The sequence below is a fragment of the Streptomyces sp. PH10-H1 genome (assembly GCF_030063355.1).
Taxonomy (GTDB): Bacteria; Actinomycetota; Actinomycetes; order Streptomycetales; family Streptomycetaceae; genus Actinacidiphila.
Map to the genome: position 1 here is coordinate 23,645 of NZ_JASISZ010000072.1, position 16,216 is coordinate 39,860.

A 16,216-nucleotide genomic window follows, 5' to 3' on the forward strand; every position below is an offset into this window, starting at 1 on the left:
CCTCGGCCGCGTGGGGGGCTCGTATTCCCGAGCCTGCCACGCGGCTGCCGGGATGTGGCTGACGGCAGTGTCCGGACGGTCCCCCACGTCCGGTGAGGGAGCCCACGTCGCGGCGTAGGGTCGGCCGAGTGACGACGAATCCATTCTTCAGCCCGAGCACGCTTCCCTACGAGCTGCCGCGGTTCGCCGAGATCCGCGACGAGCACTATCTGCCGGCGTTCGAGCGCGGCCTCACGGAGCAGCTGGAAGAGGTCGCGGCGGTGGCCGGCAGCCAGGAGCCGCCCACTTTCGAGAACACCGTCGTGGCCCTGGAGCGCTCCGGCGCCCTGCTGCGCCGCGTCAGAAACGTGTTCTTCAACCAGTCCTCGGCCGACACCAACCCGGCCGTGCAGGAACTGGAAACGCAGCTCAATCCGCGGCTCGCCGCGCACAGCGACGCGATCCACCTCGACGCCGGGCTCTATGCGCGGGTCAGGGCGCTCCACGAGAGCCGCGGTGAACTCGGCCTGGACGCCGAGTCGCTGAGGCTGCTGGAGCGTTACCACACCATGTTCCTGCGCGCCGGTGCCCAGCTCTCCCCCGGGGACCAGCAGCGGCTGCGCGAGCTGAACGCCGAACTCGCCACCGCCGCCACCGCCTTCCAGCGGAACGTCTTCGACGACACCAGCGCGGCCGCACTGATACTGGACAGCGCCGAGGACCTTGCCGGGCTCTCGGCCGACGCGATCTCGGCCGCCGCCGAGAACGGCCGGGAACGCGGCCACGACGGCAAGTACGTCATCAGCCTGAAGAACTTCTCCAACCAGTCGGAACTCGCCTCACTGGACCGCCGCGAGGTGCGCCGGCGGCTGCTGGAGCGCTCCGTCAACCGGGGAGCGCAGAGCAACGGCGAGGTCGTCGTCCGGCTCGCCACGCTCCGCGCCGAGCGGGCCGCGCTGCTCGGCTACGACAGCCACGCCGCGTACGTCGTCGCCGACCAGACGGCGCTGACCCCGGAGGCCGTCACCGGCATGCTGCACCGGCTCGTCCCGCCGGCGGTCGCCATGGCGGAGCGGGAGGCCGCCGCACTGGCCGCGATGAGCGACACCGGTCCCATCGAGGCCTGGGACTGGGCCTACCGCTCGCAGCAGGTGCGCAAGGCCCAGTACGACTTCGACGCCGCCGCGATGCGCCCCTACTTCGAGCTGGACAAGGTGCTCCACGACGGCGTGTTCTTCGCCGCGAACCAGGTGTACGGGCTGCGTTTCGCCGAGCGCACCGACCTCACCGGCTACCACCCCGACGTGCGGGTCTTCGAGGTGTCCGAGGAGGACGGGACACCGCTGGGCCTCTTCCTCGCCGACTTCTTCGCGCGCGGCTCCAAGCGCGGCGGGGCCTGGATGAACGTGCTCGTCGGCCAGTCCGGGCTGCTCGGCAGCCGCCCGGTGGTGGTGAACAACCTCAACATCGCCAAGCCGCCGGCCGGCGAGCCTGCTCTCCTGACCTTCTCCGAGGTCAACACGCTCTTCCACGAGTTCGGGCACGCCCTGCACGGGCTGTTCTCCGACGTCAGGTACCCGTTCTTCTCCGGTACGGCGGTGCCCAGGGACTTCGTCGAATACCCGTCCCAGGTCAACGAGATGTGGGCGCTGCGGCCCGAGGTTCTCGCCAACTACGCCAAGCACTACGAGACCGGCGAGCCGATGCCCGCCGAGCTCGTCGAGCGGATGGCGGAGGCCGACACGTTCGGCCAGGGCTTCAGGACCGTCGAGTACCTGGGCGCCGCCCTCCTCGACTGGGCCTGGCACACGATCGGGACGGGCAGCACGCCGGTCGACGCGCCGGCCTTTGAGGCCACGGCGCTCAAGGAGGCCGGCATCGCCGTCCCCGCGATCCCACCGCGCTACCGCACGACCTACTTCTCGCACATCTTCTCGCTCGGCTACAGCGCGGGCTACTACTCCTACATCTGGAGCGAGGTCCTGGACGCGGACACCGTCGACTGGTTCGAGGAGAACGGCGGCATGAGCCGTGCGAACGGCGATGTCTTCCGGCGCGAACTGCTCTCCAAGGGCGGCAGCGTGGACTCCCTCACCACGTACCGGAACTTCCGCGGCCGCGAACCGCGGATCGAGCCGCTGCTGGCCCGCAGGGGACTGCTGGCGGACTGACCGGGACGCCCGGGTAGGGTTCCCCGCCCCGGCTCGCGCCTGACTCACGGGGAACTCGACCGTCGCGCCAGACCCCAGCAGCCCCCGGACCTCAGCCCGCCTGTCGCCGAACAGTTCCGCGTCGCCGAGCCGCAGCGCCCGCAGCACGTCGAGGGCCGCGGCCCTGACCCGTGGGTCGTCCACGCCGAGGGCGCTCACCAGGGGCGTGCGCAGCGGTTCGCCGGCCGGGAGGACCTCGACCAGTTCCAGCAGCGACGCGGCCGCCGCCTCCGGGACGCCCGCGTCCGGGTCGGCCAGCGCCCGGGCCAGCGCCGGGCCGGTGCCGTCGGGCGAGGTCTCGGTCAAGGTGGTGACCGCGGTCCGCCGCACGGCCGGATCACTGTCCGCCAAGTAGGGCTCGATGTCGGCGAGTTGTGGCTGCCCCTCGGCCAGCGGCCGGGCCCATCAGCCGGTCCAGGCCGTGCGGGACCTTCGCGCCGACCACGACGGTGCCGACGCCCGGCACCCGCTCCACGAGCTGTTCTGCGCGCAGCAGGTCGAGCGCCTGGCGGACGGTGTTGCGGGATACGCCGTAGTCGGCGCCGAGCGCGTCCTCGTGCGGCAGCAGTCCGGCCGGGAACCCCTGCAGGTTCTGGCGGCCGCGGCGCCGGTGCGCCGCGTTCTCACGGACCATACCGAGGTCGGGCGGCAGTGGTGTTGCAGGTGTGTTGCGCCACCAACCGGCCCGCGTAAACCGCTCTGAACTGCGGGTTCGGCGGCCCGGTCGAGAGATATGCCACCTGCGTGCCCCAGCGCCGGGCGCGGGAAGGTGCGAGGACCCGCGCGAGGGAAAACGTGGTGCGCGCGCGGCACCCGGCAGCGCGCCCGCTGCCCGGCCTCAGGGGAGAGCGGAGCACGGCCACTGCCTTCGCCGACGCCTGGCGGGCCCGCACCGGGGCGGCGGCCGAGGTCGACAAGGGCCTGCGGCTGTTCCGGCTCGGGGAGCTGGCGCCGCCCGAGCCCGCCCCGCCCGGCCGCGCCAGGACCGCCGACGAGGGCGACCGGGAGCTGCTGGTGGAGTGGCACGGGGCGTTCGCCCGCGAACTCCAGGAGCAGGGCCTCAACGCCGGCTCGCTTGTCGACGACCGGCTCAGCCATGGCGGCCTCAAGGTGTGGGAGGTCGACGACACACCCGTGTCGATGGCCGGGACCACCCGTCCGGTCGCGGGAATGGTGCGCGTCGTCGCCGTCTACACCCCGCCCGAGCGCCGGGGCCGGGGCTACGCGGGCGCCGTGACCGCCGCGGTCAGCCGGGTCGCGCTGGACGCGGGAGCCGAGGCGGTGCTGCTCTTCACCGACCTCGCCAACCCCACCAGCAACGCCCTGTACCGGCGTCTGGGGTACCTGCCGGTACAGGATCATGTCGCTCTGACCTACAGTCCGGCTCCGGACTGATGTCGCCGCGGGTGTGAGGGAACGCTGTTGAACAGGACCGACCGGCTGTACGCCCTCGTCGAGGAGTTGCGCGCGGTCGCGCCGCGCCCCCGCAGCGCGCGGTGGCTCGCGCGGCGCTTCGAGGTGAGCAGCCGCACCGTCGAACGGGATCTGAGCGCCCTGCAGCAGTCCGGTGTGCCGATCTACGCCGAACCGGGACGCACCGGCGGGTACGTCCTGGACAAGGAGCGGACGCTCCCGCCGCTGACCATCACCCCGGCGGAGGCGACCGCTCTCGCGGTGGGCCTGCACGCCCTGGACGGCACGCCCTTCGCCGGAGCCGCCCGCAGCGCGCTGCAGAAGGTGCTCGCCGTCATGCCCGCCCGCGAGCGCACGGCGGCGGATGAGTTCGCCGCCCGGGTGCATCTGCTGGCGCCGGACGAGCGACGGGCCACCGTCCCCCGGGTCCTGCAGGACGCGCTCGCGAGCCGCCGCGTACTGCGGCTCGCGTACGAGGACCGGGACGGGGTGGCGAGCGAGCGGCTGGTGGAGCCGCTCGGGTTCCTCGGCGGCGGGCAGTGGTACCTGATCGCGTGGTGCCGGCTGCGCGAGGCGGTGCGCGGCTTCCGGCTCGACCGGATCCAGCAGGTGCGGGCGCTGGACGAGACGGCGCCGCCGCGCCGGATCGACCGCGCCGAGCTGGACACCCTGGGCTGGGAGCTGATCGGTCTGGAGGGCTTCACCGATTCGTAAACACCGACAGGACGGTGTCGCCGGCCGCTTGAAAGATGGTGCTCCCACCGAAAAGGAAGGCACCCGCCATGACCGTCGACCTGCACACCACCAACAACAGCACCACCAAGGCCATCAACAACACCCACACCGCCACCGACGCCCGTCAGCTCGGCACCAAGCTGTTCGAGGACTGGACGGGAATGTGGAACGGCGACCTCGACATCGCCGACCGCATCCTCACCCCCGGATTCCGTGTCCACTTCGGCAACGTCATCCCGGACGTGGACACCGACGGCCTCCGCGGGCCTGCTGACCTGGTCCCCTTCATCACCGCCCACCGCAAGGCCAAGCCGGGACTGGTCTACCGCATGCACGGCGTCGCGCTCGTGGACATCGATGCCGCGGCCGACGGCGGGCCGGCCGGGCAGGTCGGCTGCCGCTGGAGCGCGACCCGTCCCGACCCGGACGGCGCGGGTGTGATCACGGTGAGCGGTGTCGACATTCTGGCGGTGGCCGGCGGCCGGATCACCGACGTCTGGTCGGTGACCGGGAGCCGCCGCTTCGGGACGGACGTATGACAGGGCAGAATTGCCAGGGTGACATCGACTGACCGCCCCCAAGCTGGAGGTGCCGTGACCGGTTCCCGCCTCACCGCACTGCGACCTGCCGCTTTCGGCGCCGATCCCGTCGGCGCGCGAATGGAGCGAATCCTCGCGTCATCCAACTACGCCGACGGCGTCTTCCAGAACCCGGTGGGCGCCCGCACCACGCCCAGCGGGGGCCTGGTCAGGGCGCTGCCGGGCAATATGCGCAAAGAGGCGCGGGCCCTGCGCAAGCCCGCCGCTCCGATCCCGGTGCATCCGACGACACTCGCCGATCTGGCGGTGCCGCCGAAGTCCGGGCTGCGGCTGACATGGATGGGCCACTCGACGGTCCTGGCCGAGATCGGCGGGCGGCGGGTGCTCTTCGACCCGGTGTGGGGCGACCGCTGTTCGCCGTTCGCCTTCGCCGGGCCGAAGCGGGTGCACCCGGTGCCGGTGCCGCTGAAGTCGCTCGGGAAGGTGGACGTGGTGGTGATCTCGCACGACCACTACGACCACCTGGACATGCCCACCATCCGCGCGCTGGTCGGCACCGACACCGTCTTCGCCGTCCCGCTGGGCGTCGGCGCCCACCTGGAGTACTGGGGCATCGACCCCAAGCGGCTGCACGAACTGGACTGGAACGAGTCGGCCGAGGTGGACGGCCTGACCCTGACCGCGACCCCGGCCCGGCACTTCTGCGGCCGCGGGCTGCGCGGTCGCCAGCAGACCCTGTGGGCCTCCTGGGTGGTGGCCGGAGGCGACCACCGGATCTACCACAGCGGCGACACGGGGTACTTCCCCGGCTTCGCCGATATCGGCGCGCAGCACGGCCCGTTCGACGCCACGATGATCCAGATCGGCGCCTACAGCGAGTTCTGGCCGGACATCCACATGACGCCCGAGGAAGGCATGCGGGCCCACGTGGACCTGTCCGGCGGCACACCCCGGGGCGCGATGCTCCCGATCCACTGGGGCACGTTCAACCTCGCCCCGCACCCGTGGGCGGACCCCGCCGAGGGCACTCTCGCCGCCGCCAAGGAGCTGGGGGCGAAGCTCGCCACCCCGCGTCCCGGCGCGCCCTTCGAACCGGCCGCCGACCTCCCGGACGACTGGTGGTGGCGCACGGTCGCCGTGCCCCCGCGGCACGGCTGGCCGGAATACGCGGCGCCCGCGCCCGAGTCTGCGCCCGGGTCCGCGGTCGCACCGGTACCCGCACCCGTACTGGACTCCGTGGCAGTTGATTCCGGCTCGGATGATGAGGGTGCGGACGGCGCAGGCGGTGCCGACGACAAAGGTGGTGCCGACGAGGACTACGAGGTGGCGCGTCCCAGGTAGGTGAGCGTCCCCGGGTCCGGTACCGCGATCTCATGGAAGCCCATGCGGTCGTAGAAGTACCGGGCCCGGACGTTCGCCGTGGCCATCCCCAGATGCACCGACGGGACGCCCCCGTCGGCCAGCGAGCCGAGGAACGTCTCCATCAACGCCCGCCCGTGGCCCGCCCCCTGATACCCGGGCAGCAGGTCGATATGCAAGTGCGCCGGGTAGTCCGCCAGCTCCGGTAGGAGCATCCGCTCGGGATGGTGCAGCAGCCCGGCCATCGTCTCGTGCGGGGTCCGGGCCGGGCCCGCCGGCTCCGGGTAGCGGGCGGCCACCTCCGGCAGCCACTCGGCGCGGAACCGTTTCACGAAGGCGGCGGTGTCGGCCGTCCCCAGGATGTAGCCGACCGCGCGGCCCTCCCCGTCGTCCACCACGAAGGCCAGCTCCGGCTCCAGCCGCGCGTACGGCGCTGCGAAGATCGTCCCCAGCAGATCGTGGTCGGGAAAGTACGGCCGCGCGTCCTCGCCCTCCTGGCCGGTGCGTACGCAGATGTCGTACAGGGCGGGCAGGTCAGCGGGGCGATAGGGCCGGATCACATCGTCTCCAGGGCGCTGAAGGTGAAGGAGAAGGACACCGGGGCGGCGGCCAGCCAGTGCTGCGGCAGGGCGGCGGGCCCGCAGGACCCGCTGCCGATGCCCTGCTGCCCATGGTCGAGGTTGAGCCAGATCGTCTCGGACGCCGCGAGGTCGTAGGTGTGGGCGGCCGCGTCGAGCTGTTCGCTGGTCCAGCGCCGCGCGGTGAACCAGAAGGCCGGGTCACCGGTGATCCGCAGCCCCTGGCCGTCCTCGCGGCGCAGGTGCGCCCAGCGGACATCGGCCCGGGCGCCGTTCTCCTGCGGCCGGACGTACGGGGTCTGCAGCGCGTCGACCGTGCTGGTGTAGCGCCCGATGCGGGAGGCGGCCCGGGTGTCCGGATACGCCTCGCCGGGTCCGCCGCCGTACCACTCGACGCTGTCGAGGCTGCCGCAGACACCCAGCCGCAGTCCGATCCTCGGCAGCGGGACGGACCAGTCGCCCTCCGGGGTGATCTCGACGCCGAGCCGGAGCCGCTCGCTGGTCGCGGTCCACGTGCAGACGGTGCGCAGTCCGATGTCTCCGGCCGCCGGTGCGACCCGGGTGGTGACGGCCAGCGCGTCGGACCCGACCGAGACCCGTTCGATCCGGTGCCGCATCCGGTGCAGCCCGAGCTCCCGCCACCGGCGGTCGAGTTGGTCCTCCGGGTGCCGGCCGGAACCCGCGTCGTTGTCGGTCGGCGCGCGCCACACGTCCAGCCGTGGTCCGGTGATCTGGGAGTGGCCCAGGTACTTGAGCGTCCCGGTGGCGGCGTCGAAGGTGCCGGGCCCCAGTAGCACGACACCGCCCTCGGCCCGGCGCGGAGCGCGCGCCGAGCCGGGTGCGGCCTCCGCTGCGGGCTGGGGTCCGTGGCCGGGCTGGGTTGCAGTCTGGGACGCGGATTGGGGTACGGGACCGGGCTCGGGTACCGGCCCGGGCGTCCGGGCTGCGGCGAACTGGCCCCAGGCCACTTCGTGTCCGGCCGGCGCCCAGCCCGTGTCGTCGGCGAGGGTGGCCCGCACCGTCCACCAGGCCTCCCCGGCTTCCCCTGCGGGGCCGGCTGGGCCGCCGTCCGGTGCCGGGGGCAGCTTCAGTTCGACGGCCGAGCCGGGTGCCAGCGCCGGGACCTCCAGGTCGCCGGAGGCGACGGCCTCGCCCTCGACCTCGTACGTCCAGCGGAAGGACAGCGACGACAGGCCGGCGAAGTCGTACCCGTTGGCGACCCGGACCGTGCCGGCCGCGCCGTCCCCGTCGATCCGTACCGGCTCGATGACCTTCTTGTACTCGATCAGGCCCGGCGACGGGGTGCGGTCGGGGAACACCAGGCCGTCGCAGACGAAGTTGCCGTCGTGCAGCTCCTCGCCGAAGTCGCCGCCGTAGGCGAAGAACTCCACGCCGCCGCGAGTGCGCTGCCGCAGCCCGTGATCGATCCACTCCCAGACGAAGCCGCCCTGGCAGCGTTCGTACGTGTCGAAGAGCCGCTGGTACTCGCTCAGTCCACCGGGACCGTTGCCCATGGCGTGCGCGTACTCGCACAGGATGAACGGCAGGGCGCGTCGTCCGGCATCCAAAGCGGGATCGGGCAGCGGGAGTTCGGTGCCACGTCCGATGAGCTCGACCTCGGCGTGGTCGGCGTACATCCGCGAGTACACATCGGTGTCCGCGCAGGACGGATCACCCTCGTAGTGGATCGGGCGGTCGGGATCGCGGTCGCGGATCCACGCCGCCATCGCCGACAGCCCCCGACCGGTCCCGCATTCGTTGCCGAGCGACCACATCACGACGGAGGGGTGGTTCTTGTCGCGCTCGACCATGCGCGCGGCCCGGTCCAGCAGCGCCGGAGTCCAGCGTTCGTCATCGACCGGATTGCCGCGCCAACCGACCGCTTCGAAACCGTGGGTCTCCAGATCGCACTCGTCGACGACCCACATGCCCAGTTCGTCGCACAGCTCGAGGAAGGCCGGATGCGGAGGATAGTGGCTGGTGCGCACGGCGTTGATGTTGTGGCGCTTCATCAGCAGCAGATCCTGCCGCATCGTCTCCAGATCCAGCACCCGGCCGTGGTCGGGGTGGAACTCATGCCGGTTGACGCCGCGGAAGAGGATCCGGCGGCCGTTGACCTTGAGTACGCCGCCGTCGACGGCCACCGTGCGGAAGCCGATCCTGAGCGGGATCCGCTCGCCCTCGGTGGCCAGCTCGGCGTCGTACAGCCGCGGGATCTCGGCGGACCACGGCTCCACGCGCACGGTCGCGCTCTCACCGGTCTCCAGGTCCAGGCCCAGTTCCGGGACACTGACGCTGCCGACGGGCGCACAGTCGACCCGCAGGGTGCCGGTGCCGGTGGTGTGGTCGTAGTCGGCGTGGACGAAGAAGTCCGCGACCGATCCCTCGGGCCGCTCGATCAGCGTCACCTCCCGGAAGATCCCCGGGAGCCACCACATGTCCTGGTCCTCGAGATAGCTGCCGGACGACCACTGGTGGACGCGTACGGCCAGCACGTTCCCGCGCGGCCGCAGCAGCTCCCCGACCTCGAACTCCACCGGCAGGCGGCTGCCCTTGAACGTGCCCAGCTCCTCGCCGTTGAGCCACACCCGCGCGCACGACTCCACGCCGTCGAAGCGCAGCAGCGCGGCCCCGCCCGGCCAGTCGTCCGGCAGGTCGAAGGTACGCCGGTGATCACCGGTCGGATTCTCGGTCGGTACGCGCGGTGGGTCGACGGGGAACGGGTACAGCACATTGGTGTACGCGGGCGACCCGTGTCCCTGCAGCGGCCAGTGTGCGGGCACCGGCAGCAGGTCCCAGCGGGTGGCATCGAACTCCGGCCGGGCGAAGCCGTCGTCCTGCCCGTCGGCGGTGTCCGACAGCCGGAACCGCCATGCGCCGTTCAGGCTCACGTATCGCGCGTCCGAGGTGCTCCACCAGGCGCGCGGCGGCAGCGCGCCCTCGCCGGGGGAGGGGTCCTCGTAATAGGGGACGGCCGCGGGTCGCAGCGCCTCGTGCATGGGGTTGCTCCTCACCTGAACGACACCGGACATGCGTCACAACAGACATGAATGACAACGGACGTGAACGACAACAGCGATGAAAGTCCCGGTAGATGAAATACCCGGACATGAATACCCGACATGAAACACCCGCTGCCTGGCGATCGAGGCCCGGAGTCAGCCTGCCCTTGGATCGGTGGCAGCGGAAGCTGCAGCCGAAGCCGAAGCCGAAGCCGAAATCGGCGGGCGGCGGGCGGCGGGTCAGACGGTCAGCCGGGTCCCGTCGGGGAACGCGATACGTACGGTGCTGTGACGATGGCTTCGGGCATGGCCTTCGTCGCCGTCGTCGCCGTTTTCATCGACCGTCACCGTCACCGTCACCGTCACCGTCGCCGCGACCGCCTCGCGCAGAGCCTGCGGATGGACCGTATCGCCGGCCAGCGCGACCAGCGTGACGTGGACGCTGCTCCCGCCGGGGTGCGGTCCTGAGCTCAGGCACGGGACGGCCGAGTGCGGGCCGAACGCGTTCGCCTCCACCTCACGGTGCACCGAGGCGCCCCCGTCCCATCCGTAGAGGCCGACCAGCGCGCTGGTGAGTCCGTCCGCGGTACGGGCCAGCGCCCATCCCCGGCCGGTGTCGGCCTGCGGCCGCTCCGCTCCCGCGACCGCGTAACCGCCCTCGCGGACCGTCACTCCCGCCGGGGCTTCGACGCGGTGCACGCGCAGCTCCCACGGCCCGTGCAGCACGCTCGTCGTCTCGATGCGGTACCCGGCCTCGGCCTCAGCGGTGGCCTCGGCCTCGGCGGCGTTCAGCCCGTCCTTGTCGGCAGAGCCCGCGGGCAGGGTGGCGGTGTGCCAGGACGACGCCGTCCGGCCGGTTGCCGTCAGCGGGTGGATATGTCCGCGCCGCGAGGCCGTGCCGTCGGCGGCGACCAGCGCGAGGTGGCTGTCGACGCGGCGCTCCCAGGCGTGTGGCGCCGCGTTCGGCGCCGTGCGGGTGGAGTAGCCGAGCTGGGCGTAGTGCGGGTCGTCCGCGCCCCCGGCCGGCTCGAAGCCGTAGTGATCGCTGCCGTGGTTGACCAGCCGGACGATCCCGTCGTGCTTCGTCCCGTGCAGCAGCCAGCCGGGCGCGGGCAGCGCGATGTATTGGTCGGACTCCTCGACCGGGAGCGCGAGCTCCCGCTCGGTCCATACCGGGTGATCGGCGGGCAGCAGCAGTCCGAGGAAGCCCTTGCTCGCCCAGTACGGGGACGCCGGCCCGGAGTACCCCTGCGTGGTGGGGAGGAACGGCTCGTACCAGCCGAGCGACAGCAGTCCGCGCTCGTCGGGCACACCGCGCTCCACGAAGTGCCGCAGCACCCCGGAGCCGAGCCGCCGGGTCAGGCCCGGTTCCAGCGGGGTCGCGTCGGCGAGCGCGCCCATCCACACCGGGGCGACGGCGGCGAAGCGGTACGTCAGCGAACGGCCCTGGTGCACCGGGGCGCCGTCGCTGCCGAAGAAGTGCGGGTATCCGGACAGGAATTGGGCCAGCCGCTCCTTGTAGACCTTGGCGCGCTCGCCGTCCCGCTCACCCGCGATCCGCGCCCACAGGAGTGGGTACAGGTGCATCGCCCAGCCGATGTAGTAGTCGAAGTTGCGGCCGTCGCCGTCGGAGTACCAGCCGTCGCCGACGTACCAGTCCTCGATGCGGTCCAGCCCGCCGTCGATGTCGGACTGGCTGAAGGGCGCGCCCACCGAGGCCAGGAACTGCTCGGACACCACCTGGAAGAGCCGCCAGTTGTTCTCGTGGGTGCGGTGCCCGACGAATCCGGAGAACCAGTCGACGACCCGCGCCTGGACCCGTTCGTCGAGCCGGTCCCAGATCCACGGCCGCGTCTCGTGCAGGGCGATCGCCACCGACGCCGCCTCGACCATCTGCTGCGAGCAGTCGGTCAGCGCGGGCCAGGACTCGCCGCTGTCCGGATCAGTGCCGGCCGCGAGCCCCGCCGCGTACCGCTCGATGAGCCGCTGATCCACCTCGCCACCGGCTCCCGCTATCCGGAACGCGGCCAGCAGGAAGGAGCGCGCGTAGCCCTCCAGCCCGTCGGAGACCACCCCCGACCAGCTGTTGCGGCCCGGCAGCCGGTACTGGGCGAAGCCGTGGGAGGCGTACGGCACGAGCCCGTCGAGCATCCGGTCGGCCACCGCCTCCCAATGCGCGCGGGTCCAGCCGGTGCGCGGTGAACGCACCCGGTCGGTGGGGGGCAGCTGGAGGAAGGGCGGCAAGGTCACATCAGCTCCGGGGTGAGGTGTTGACCGAGATAGTAAGCGGTTACTAAGTTGAGGCCAACCCCCAGACGTCGCCGAGCTCCTATCCCTTTTTGCTGAGTCTCTGCCGCTTCTCTGCCCAATGCTGATTGAAGAAGACCGCCCATGACCGACGTCCGTCCAGATGGCTCGCGTGAGCCCGACCTCCGGATCGGCGTCATCGGGCTGCGCCTGCGCGACAGCCTCGCCGGGACCGCGCACCGGCCAGAGGCGGGAGCGCGGGTCACCGCCATCGCCGACCTCGACCCGGCGGTCCGCGCCGGCCCCGGCGCCGTCGTCAAGGTCTGGAACTCCCGCCGCTCCGGCCATCGTTGGGACGCCGATGCCGTGCACCCCGTCCCCGCGCTCCAGGACAACGCCGGCCACGGCGGCTCCGACCCGCTTCTGATCGACGAGTTCCTGCGCTTCGCCCGTGACGGCGGCCCCACCGACACCTCACCCGTCGCCGCCCGCATGGCGGTCGCCGCGGGCGCCCAGGCCACCGCATCGCTCCGCGACGGCGGCACCCCGCGCACCGTCCTCCCGCGCGCCGCCGAGCTGGCCGCCTACTTCGCCGCGCACCAACCCCCGCGCGGCGCTTGACGATTGACCGGCGCCGCTGGGATCATCCCCCACCGGGAACCCAGGGGTACGGGGTTGGCTATGTCGGGTATGGGGGCTGCGGGTATGAGCGTGCACGGTCTTGCGGATCTTGCGCATGCGGATCTTGCGCATGCGGGTCTAGCGGATGGGGGTCTTGCGCATGCGGGCCTCGTGGCAGGCGAACCGATTCCGGGCCTCAAGGGGCCCTGGGCCTTCGTACTCATCGCTGTGGTCGTCGTCATCATCGCCGTGATCGCCGTGGTGCCCCTCATCATCGACGTCCGCCGGGCCACGGCGTGGCGCGAGCGACTCACCGACGATCTGATCGGTCAGGCGGCCACGAGCAGCGAGGTCCGCGAACTGCTGCGGGACCTGCGCGAGCCGCGCGGCGTCCGTGGCCTGACCCGCAGCATCATCGCCGTACTGATCCTCGCCCTCATCAGCTTCGCCCTCGCCGTCGCGATGCTCTCCTCCGGCGGCGACTCCGGCGACCTGCGCAAGACCATCGTCACTTCGCTGATGACCGTGCTCGCCACCGTCGCCGGCTTCTACTTCGGCTCGCTCGGCGCCCAGAACAGCGCCGACGACGCCGTCCGCCGCGCGAACCGGACGCGGGCCCGCCCGGCGGACCCGGCCGGCCCCCAGACCGGCGACGATGTGCGCCCGCCGGCGCCTGAGCCCCCGCCTGCGGCGGGGTCGGAAGCCACGCCGGAGCCGCCGAAGGAGCCCGAGCCGCCGAAGACGCCGGTCCCGGGCCCGCGCGAAACGCCCTGAGCCTGCGCTGGGACGGCCGGTCCGCCGGTGGCAGACCGATCGGCGAGCGCTCCGTTCGCCGTCGGAGAAGGGCAGCACCCGCCGCCCGCAGGCTGGGGGGAGCCTCGCCACACCCCGCTTCATTGGAGCGGGGTCACAGACCGCATCAGGTGGGCCGCGTCACCACATCCATCCGCGTCACCACATCCATGGCGGGGCGGGCGGGCAGGTGTTCGCGCAGGTGTAGCCGCCGGGCATCAGCAGGCCGGCGTCGTCCTCGTCATTGGCGCCACCGGCGAAGTACACCTCCGGCACCCAGCCTCAGGCGCCGTTGTCGGCCTGAGTACTGGCCCACCAGTTGTTCTCGGCGGCGCCGTCCTTGAAGGTGCCGCCCTTGTTCTCGAAGACGAACCAGTTGGCCGCACCGCCCTGGACCAGCTCGCCGACCACCCGGCTGCCCGCGTCGCGCTTCTCATAGACGGGGACGTGCCCGCGCGTGAGATTGCAGTACCGGATGGTGGACGGCCACTGCCGGCCATCGGCCGGGTTGACGAGCGTCCGCTGGGTGGGGGAGTGGCAGGGGACGTTGTCCGTCACGGCCGAGGGCGGCGCGGCGGCCAGCATCGCGAGGGCGGCGGTGGCGAGGGCGGCGGCAACGGCCAGTACGCGTCTCATCGGGGGCTCCTCAGGTGCGTCGGGTGCGCCACGTGCATCGGGTGCATCGTGTGCCTCGGCTGTGCCGCACCGGCCACGATCAGACCGGCATCCCGGACGTACTGGCGCAATCGATCACGCCTGCCCCGCCTTCCGGCGCGGCTACGGCGCGTCGGAGCCCGCCTGCTTCGCCTTCACCCAATCGGCGTGGTCCTGCCAGGCGTACAGATCCGTGCCCTTGAGCACCACGTTGTACGCCCCGCACGCCGCGGTCCCCTCCTTGTCGGTGCCCTTCGGGAACCAGTCCGCCCTGAGGTGGGCGCGCCCATTGCCAGCGCCCCGAGTGCATCCCGCTGGCAGCTTCCCGTCGGCCAGCGTCGCCTTCAGCAGCCGGTCGCCGCCCTTGGTCGACATCCGGTATTTCACCGCGGTCGCCTCGTCCGGCAGCCAGCGCGGCACCGATTCCCGGGCCGCCTTGGCCTTGCTGCCCGACGCGTAGCCGGCCTCCTCCACATGCCGCCCCTGGTACCAGTCCACGACCTGGGGCATCGTGAGAGCCGCAGCCACGGCGAGGCCGAGGCCACCGAGGACGATTCCAAGGGTGACGTGCTGCTTGGCAGGCATGCGGGGGAGGTCCTTCCTTCGTTCGAGGGGCTCTTCTCCACCATCCTGGCCGCCGGAATCCGCCACCGGATCGCCCGGGAGAACGGTCCGGACCCCCCTCTCGAGGCTGACTGCCGTCAGCCGTGAGAGGTACGCCGACCCGCTCCGGCCGGACCGCATGCCGGGCTGAGATCCCTCACAGATCCAGTTCGCCGCAGTTCACGCAGTTCACCGCAGATCTCTGCAGATCTCCGCAGGTCAGAGCTTGCGCCAGCGCGCCATGGCGAACGAGAACGCACCGAAGAGCGCCAGCCCCAGCGCGATGGCCACCAGCAACCAAGGGCCCGCCGGCGTCTCCCGGAAGGAGCGCAGGGTGTCGTCCAGCCCCTTGGCCTGGTTCGGGTCGTACTTCACGGCCGCCGCCACGGCGAAGCCGCCGGCCGTCGCGAAGACGACGCCCCGGCAGATCCCGCCGGCGATCCCCAGGAAATCGACCACCTCACGGTTCTGCCGGGACATCTCGCTCACCTTGAGATGCTTGCGGAACGCACGCTGCGCGGCCCGGACGGCGGTCCACAGACCGGCCGCGACGAGCGTCACCCCGGCGATCCCCACCAGCCACTGCCCGTAGGGCATGTCCAGCACCTTCGCGGTGACGTCCTTGGACTGCTTGTCGCTCGACCCGCCCTGGCTGGCGCCCTGGCCGGCTGTCCTCGACAGCGCGAAAGCGATCACGGAGAACGCGGCCAGGCCGTAGAACACGAACCGCCCGGCCGAGGTGAGCCGCTTCGTCCCCTTATGCCCGCCAGGGCCGGCGGCCCCGAACAGGGCCTCCGACAGGCGCCACAACGCCATGCCCGCGAGCCCGAGCCCGACCACCCACACCATCACCTTGCCGAACGGCTCCCCGGAGATCTGCTCCACCGCGCCGCCGCGGTCCGCCTGATTCCCGTTCCGGCCGGCGGCGACCTGGATCGCCAGCGCGCCGATCAGCAGATAGATCACGCCACGCGTGGCGAGCCCCCACCGCGCCGCCCACTCGACCGCCCGGCTGCCCGCCGCCGCCCGGCCCATGGCCCCGGACCTCCGAATCGAAGCGCCCACTCCGAACCTCCCTCGTCAGACGGGCGCCTGCCCCCGGCCCCACCCCGGAAACGCCGGCGGGACCGCGAGGGCTCGGCCTCAGACCCCGTCCACCCGGAACGGATCATGCTCCGCCAGCAGCTTGTCCAGCCGCGCCTGATCCACCCGGCTCACCACCTGCCCCACCTCCTGCCGGTCCCGCACACACTTCGCCAGCGTGAACGCCGAGGTCACCAGATACAGCAACCCCACCCCCAAGAACGCCCGCACCCACGCCCCCACAGGTAGATACGCCACCCCCAGCGCCATGCTCCCCAGCGCGATCCCGAACGAAATCGCCGCCTGCGCGTAATACGCCGCCGTCGTCTGCTGATGAATCGGATTCGTCATGCCCCCAGCCTGGACAACTGTGGCCCACGCCACATGAGTACACCTACTCA

General features: G+C 71.9%; 13 protein-coding genes and 3 pseudogenes. 7 read left to right on the forward strand and 9 right to left on the reverse strand.

Translation table 11 applies throughout. The features are described 5' to 3' along the window. Positions 1–128: 128 nt before the first annotated feature. Entirely contained in the window at positions 129–2,150 is a 2,022-nt protein-coding gene (locus QMK24_RS32150) for a M3 family metallopeptidase (protein ID WP_283470387.1), read from the forward strand. Positions 2,151–2,348: 198 nt separating this feature from the next. On the opposite strand, the pseudogene QMK24_RS41585 reads toward QMK24_RS32150, so the two are convergent. Both QMK24_RS41585 and QMK24_RS32160 read right to left on the reverse strand, forming a co-directional pair. Continuing rightward, positions 2,349–2,519 (reverse strand): annotated as a pseudogene (locus QMK24_RS41585) (hypothetical protein); the annotation flags it as partial. Positions 2,520–2,583: 64 nt separating this feature from the next. Further along, positions 2,584–2,823: pseudogene (locus QMK24_RS32160) on the reverse strand (GntR family transcriptional regulator); the annotation flags it as partial. 164 nt (positions 2,824–2,987) lie between these two features. Between QMK24_RS32160 and QMK24_RS32165 the strand changes: the two are divergent. From QMK24_RS32165 to QMK24_RS32180, 4 genes are all read left to right on the forward strand, one after another. Then, a complete protein-coding gene (locus QMK24_RS32165) occupies positions 2,988–3,584 on the forward strand; it encodes a GNAT family N-acetyltransferase (protein ID WP_283470390.1) in 597 nt (198 codons plus the stop codon). Positions 3,585–3,611: 27 nt separating this feature from the next. Beyond that, entirely contained in the window at positions 3,612–4,316 is a 705-nt protein-coding gene (locus QMK24_RS32170) for a helix-turn-helix transcriptional regulator (RefSeq protein ID WP_283470391.1), read from the forward strand. A gap of 68 nt (positions 4,317–4,384) precedes the next feature. Next, a complete protein-coding gene (locus tag QMK24_RS32175) occupies positions 4,385–4,876 on the forward strand; it encodes a nuclear transport factor 2 family protein (RefSeq protein WP_283470393.1) in 492 nt (163 codons plus the stop codon). A 120-nt stretch (positions 4,877–4,996) separates the two neighbouring features. After that, positions 4,997–6,217 (forward strand): MBL fold metallo-hydrolase, encoded by a 1,221-nt coding sequence (locus QMK24_RS32180; RefSeq protein ID WP_283470402.1) that lies wholly within the window; start codon positions 4,997–4,999, stop codon positions 6,215–6,217. On the opposite strand, the gene QMK24_RS32185 is transcribed toward QMK24_RS32180, so the two are convergent. The 3 genes from QMK24_RS32185 to QMK24_RS32195 all read right to left on the reverse strand — a co-directional run bounded on the left by QMK24_RS32185 (position 6,193) and on the right by QMK24_RS32195 (position 12,065). Then, a complete protein-coding gene (locus QMK24_RS32185; RefSeq protein ID WP_283470394.1) occupies positions 6,193–6,795 on the reverse strand; it encodes a GNAT family N-acetyltransferase in 603 nt (200 codons plus the stop codon). The genes QMK24_RS32180 and QMK24_RS32185 overlap by 25 nt on opposite strands. Beyond that, positions 6,792–9,812: a glycoside hydrolase family 2 TIM barrel-domain containing protein gene (locus tag QMK24_RS32190; protein ID WP_283470395.1), complete on the reverse strand. Its 3,021-nt coding sequence runs from the start codon at positions 9,810–9,812 to the stop codon at positions 6,792–6,794. The genes QMK24_RS32185 and QMK24_RS32190 overlap by 4 nt, the downstream gene beginning before the upstream one ends. A 243-nt stretch (positions 9,813–10,055) precedes the next feature. Further along, positions 10,056–12,065, reverse strand: a complete 2,010-nt coding sequence (locus QMK24_RS32195) for a DUF2264 domain-containing protein (RefSeq protein WP_283470396.1) — start codon at positions 12,063–12,065, stop codon at positions 10,056–10,058. A 297-nt stretch (positions 12,066–12,362) separates the two neighbouring features. Between QMK24_RS32195 and QMK24_RS32200 the strand changes: the two are divergent. Together QMK24_RS32200 and QMK24_RS32205 are read left to right on the forward strand one after the other, a co-directional pair. Next, positions 12,363–12,683 (forward strand): annotated as a pseudogene (locus QMK24_RS32200) (gfo/Idh/MocA family oxidoreductase); the annotation flags it as partial. 171 nt (positions 12,684–12,854) lie between these two features. Further along, complete coding sequence (locus QMK24_RS32205; RefSeq protein WP_283470397.1) at positions 12,855–13,457, forward strand: hypothetical protein; 603 nt, start codon at positions 12,855–12,857, stop codon at positions 13,455–13,457. Positions 13,458–13,757: 300 nt separating this feature from the next. Here the strand turns inward: QMK24_RS32205 and QMK24_RS32210 are convergent, their stop codons facing one another. The 4 genes from QMK24_RS32210 to QMK24_RS32225 form a co-directional block, all read right to left on the reverse strand. Beyond that, entirely contained in the window at positions 13,758–14,111 is a 354-nt protein-coding gene (locus QMK24_RS32210) for a hypothetical protein (protein ID WP_283470398.1), read from the reverse strand. Between the two features lie 141 nt (positions 14,112–14,252). Then, on the reverse strand, positions 14,253–14,714 hold the full coding sequence (locus QMK24_RS32215; RefSeq protein ID WP_283470399.1) for a hypothetical protein: 462 nt from the start codon (positions 14,712–14,714) through the stop codon (positions 14,253–14,255). A 237-nt stretch (positions 14,715–14,951) separates the two neighbouring features. Next, positions 14,952–15,767: a DUF1206 domain-containing protein gene (locus QMK24_RS32220; protein ID WP_283470403.1), complete on the reverse strand. Its 816-nt coding sequence runs from the start codon at positions 15,765–15,767 to the stop codon at positions 14,952–14,954. A 108-nt stretch (positions 15,768–15,875) separates the two neighbouring features. Then, complete coding sequence (locus tag QMK24_RS32225; protein ID WP_283470400.1) at positions 15,876–16,166, reverse strand: YiaA/YiaB family inner membrane protein; 291 nt, start codon at positions 16,164–16,166, stop codon at positions 15,876–15,878. Between the last annotated feature and the right edge of the window lie 50 nt (positions 16,167–16,216).

Coding starts and splice junctions, on each gene's coding strand:
- QMK24_RS32210 (WP_283470398.1), bottom strand. CDS start 14,111: ATGAGACGCGTACTGGCCGTTGCCGCCGCCCTCGCCACCGCCGCCCTC.
- QMK24_RS32220 (WP_283470403.1), bottom strand. CDS start 15,767: ATGGGCCGGGCGGCGGCGGGCAGCCGGGCGGTCGAGTGGGCGGCGCGG.
- QMK24_RS32180 (WP_283470402.1), top strand. CDS start 4,997: ATGGAGCGAATCCTCGCGTCATCCAACTACGCCGACGGCGTCTTCCAG.
- QMK24_RS32225 (WP_283470400.1), bottom strand. CDS start 16,166: ATGACGAATCCGATTCATCAGCAGACGACGGCGGCGTATTACGCGCAG.
- QMK24_RS32190 (WP_283470395.1), bottom strand. CDS start 9,812: ATGCACGAGGCGCTGCGACCCGCGGCCGTCCCCTATTACGAGGACCCC.
- QMK24_RS32215 (WP_283470399.1), bottom strand. CDS start 14,714: ATGCCTGCCAAGCAGCACGTCACCCTTGGAATCGTCCTCGGTGGCCTC.
- QMK24_RS32175 (WP_283470393.1), top strand. CDS start 4,385: ATGACCGTCGACCTGCACACCACCAACAACAGCACCACCAAGGCCATC.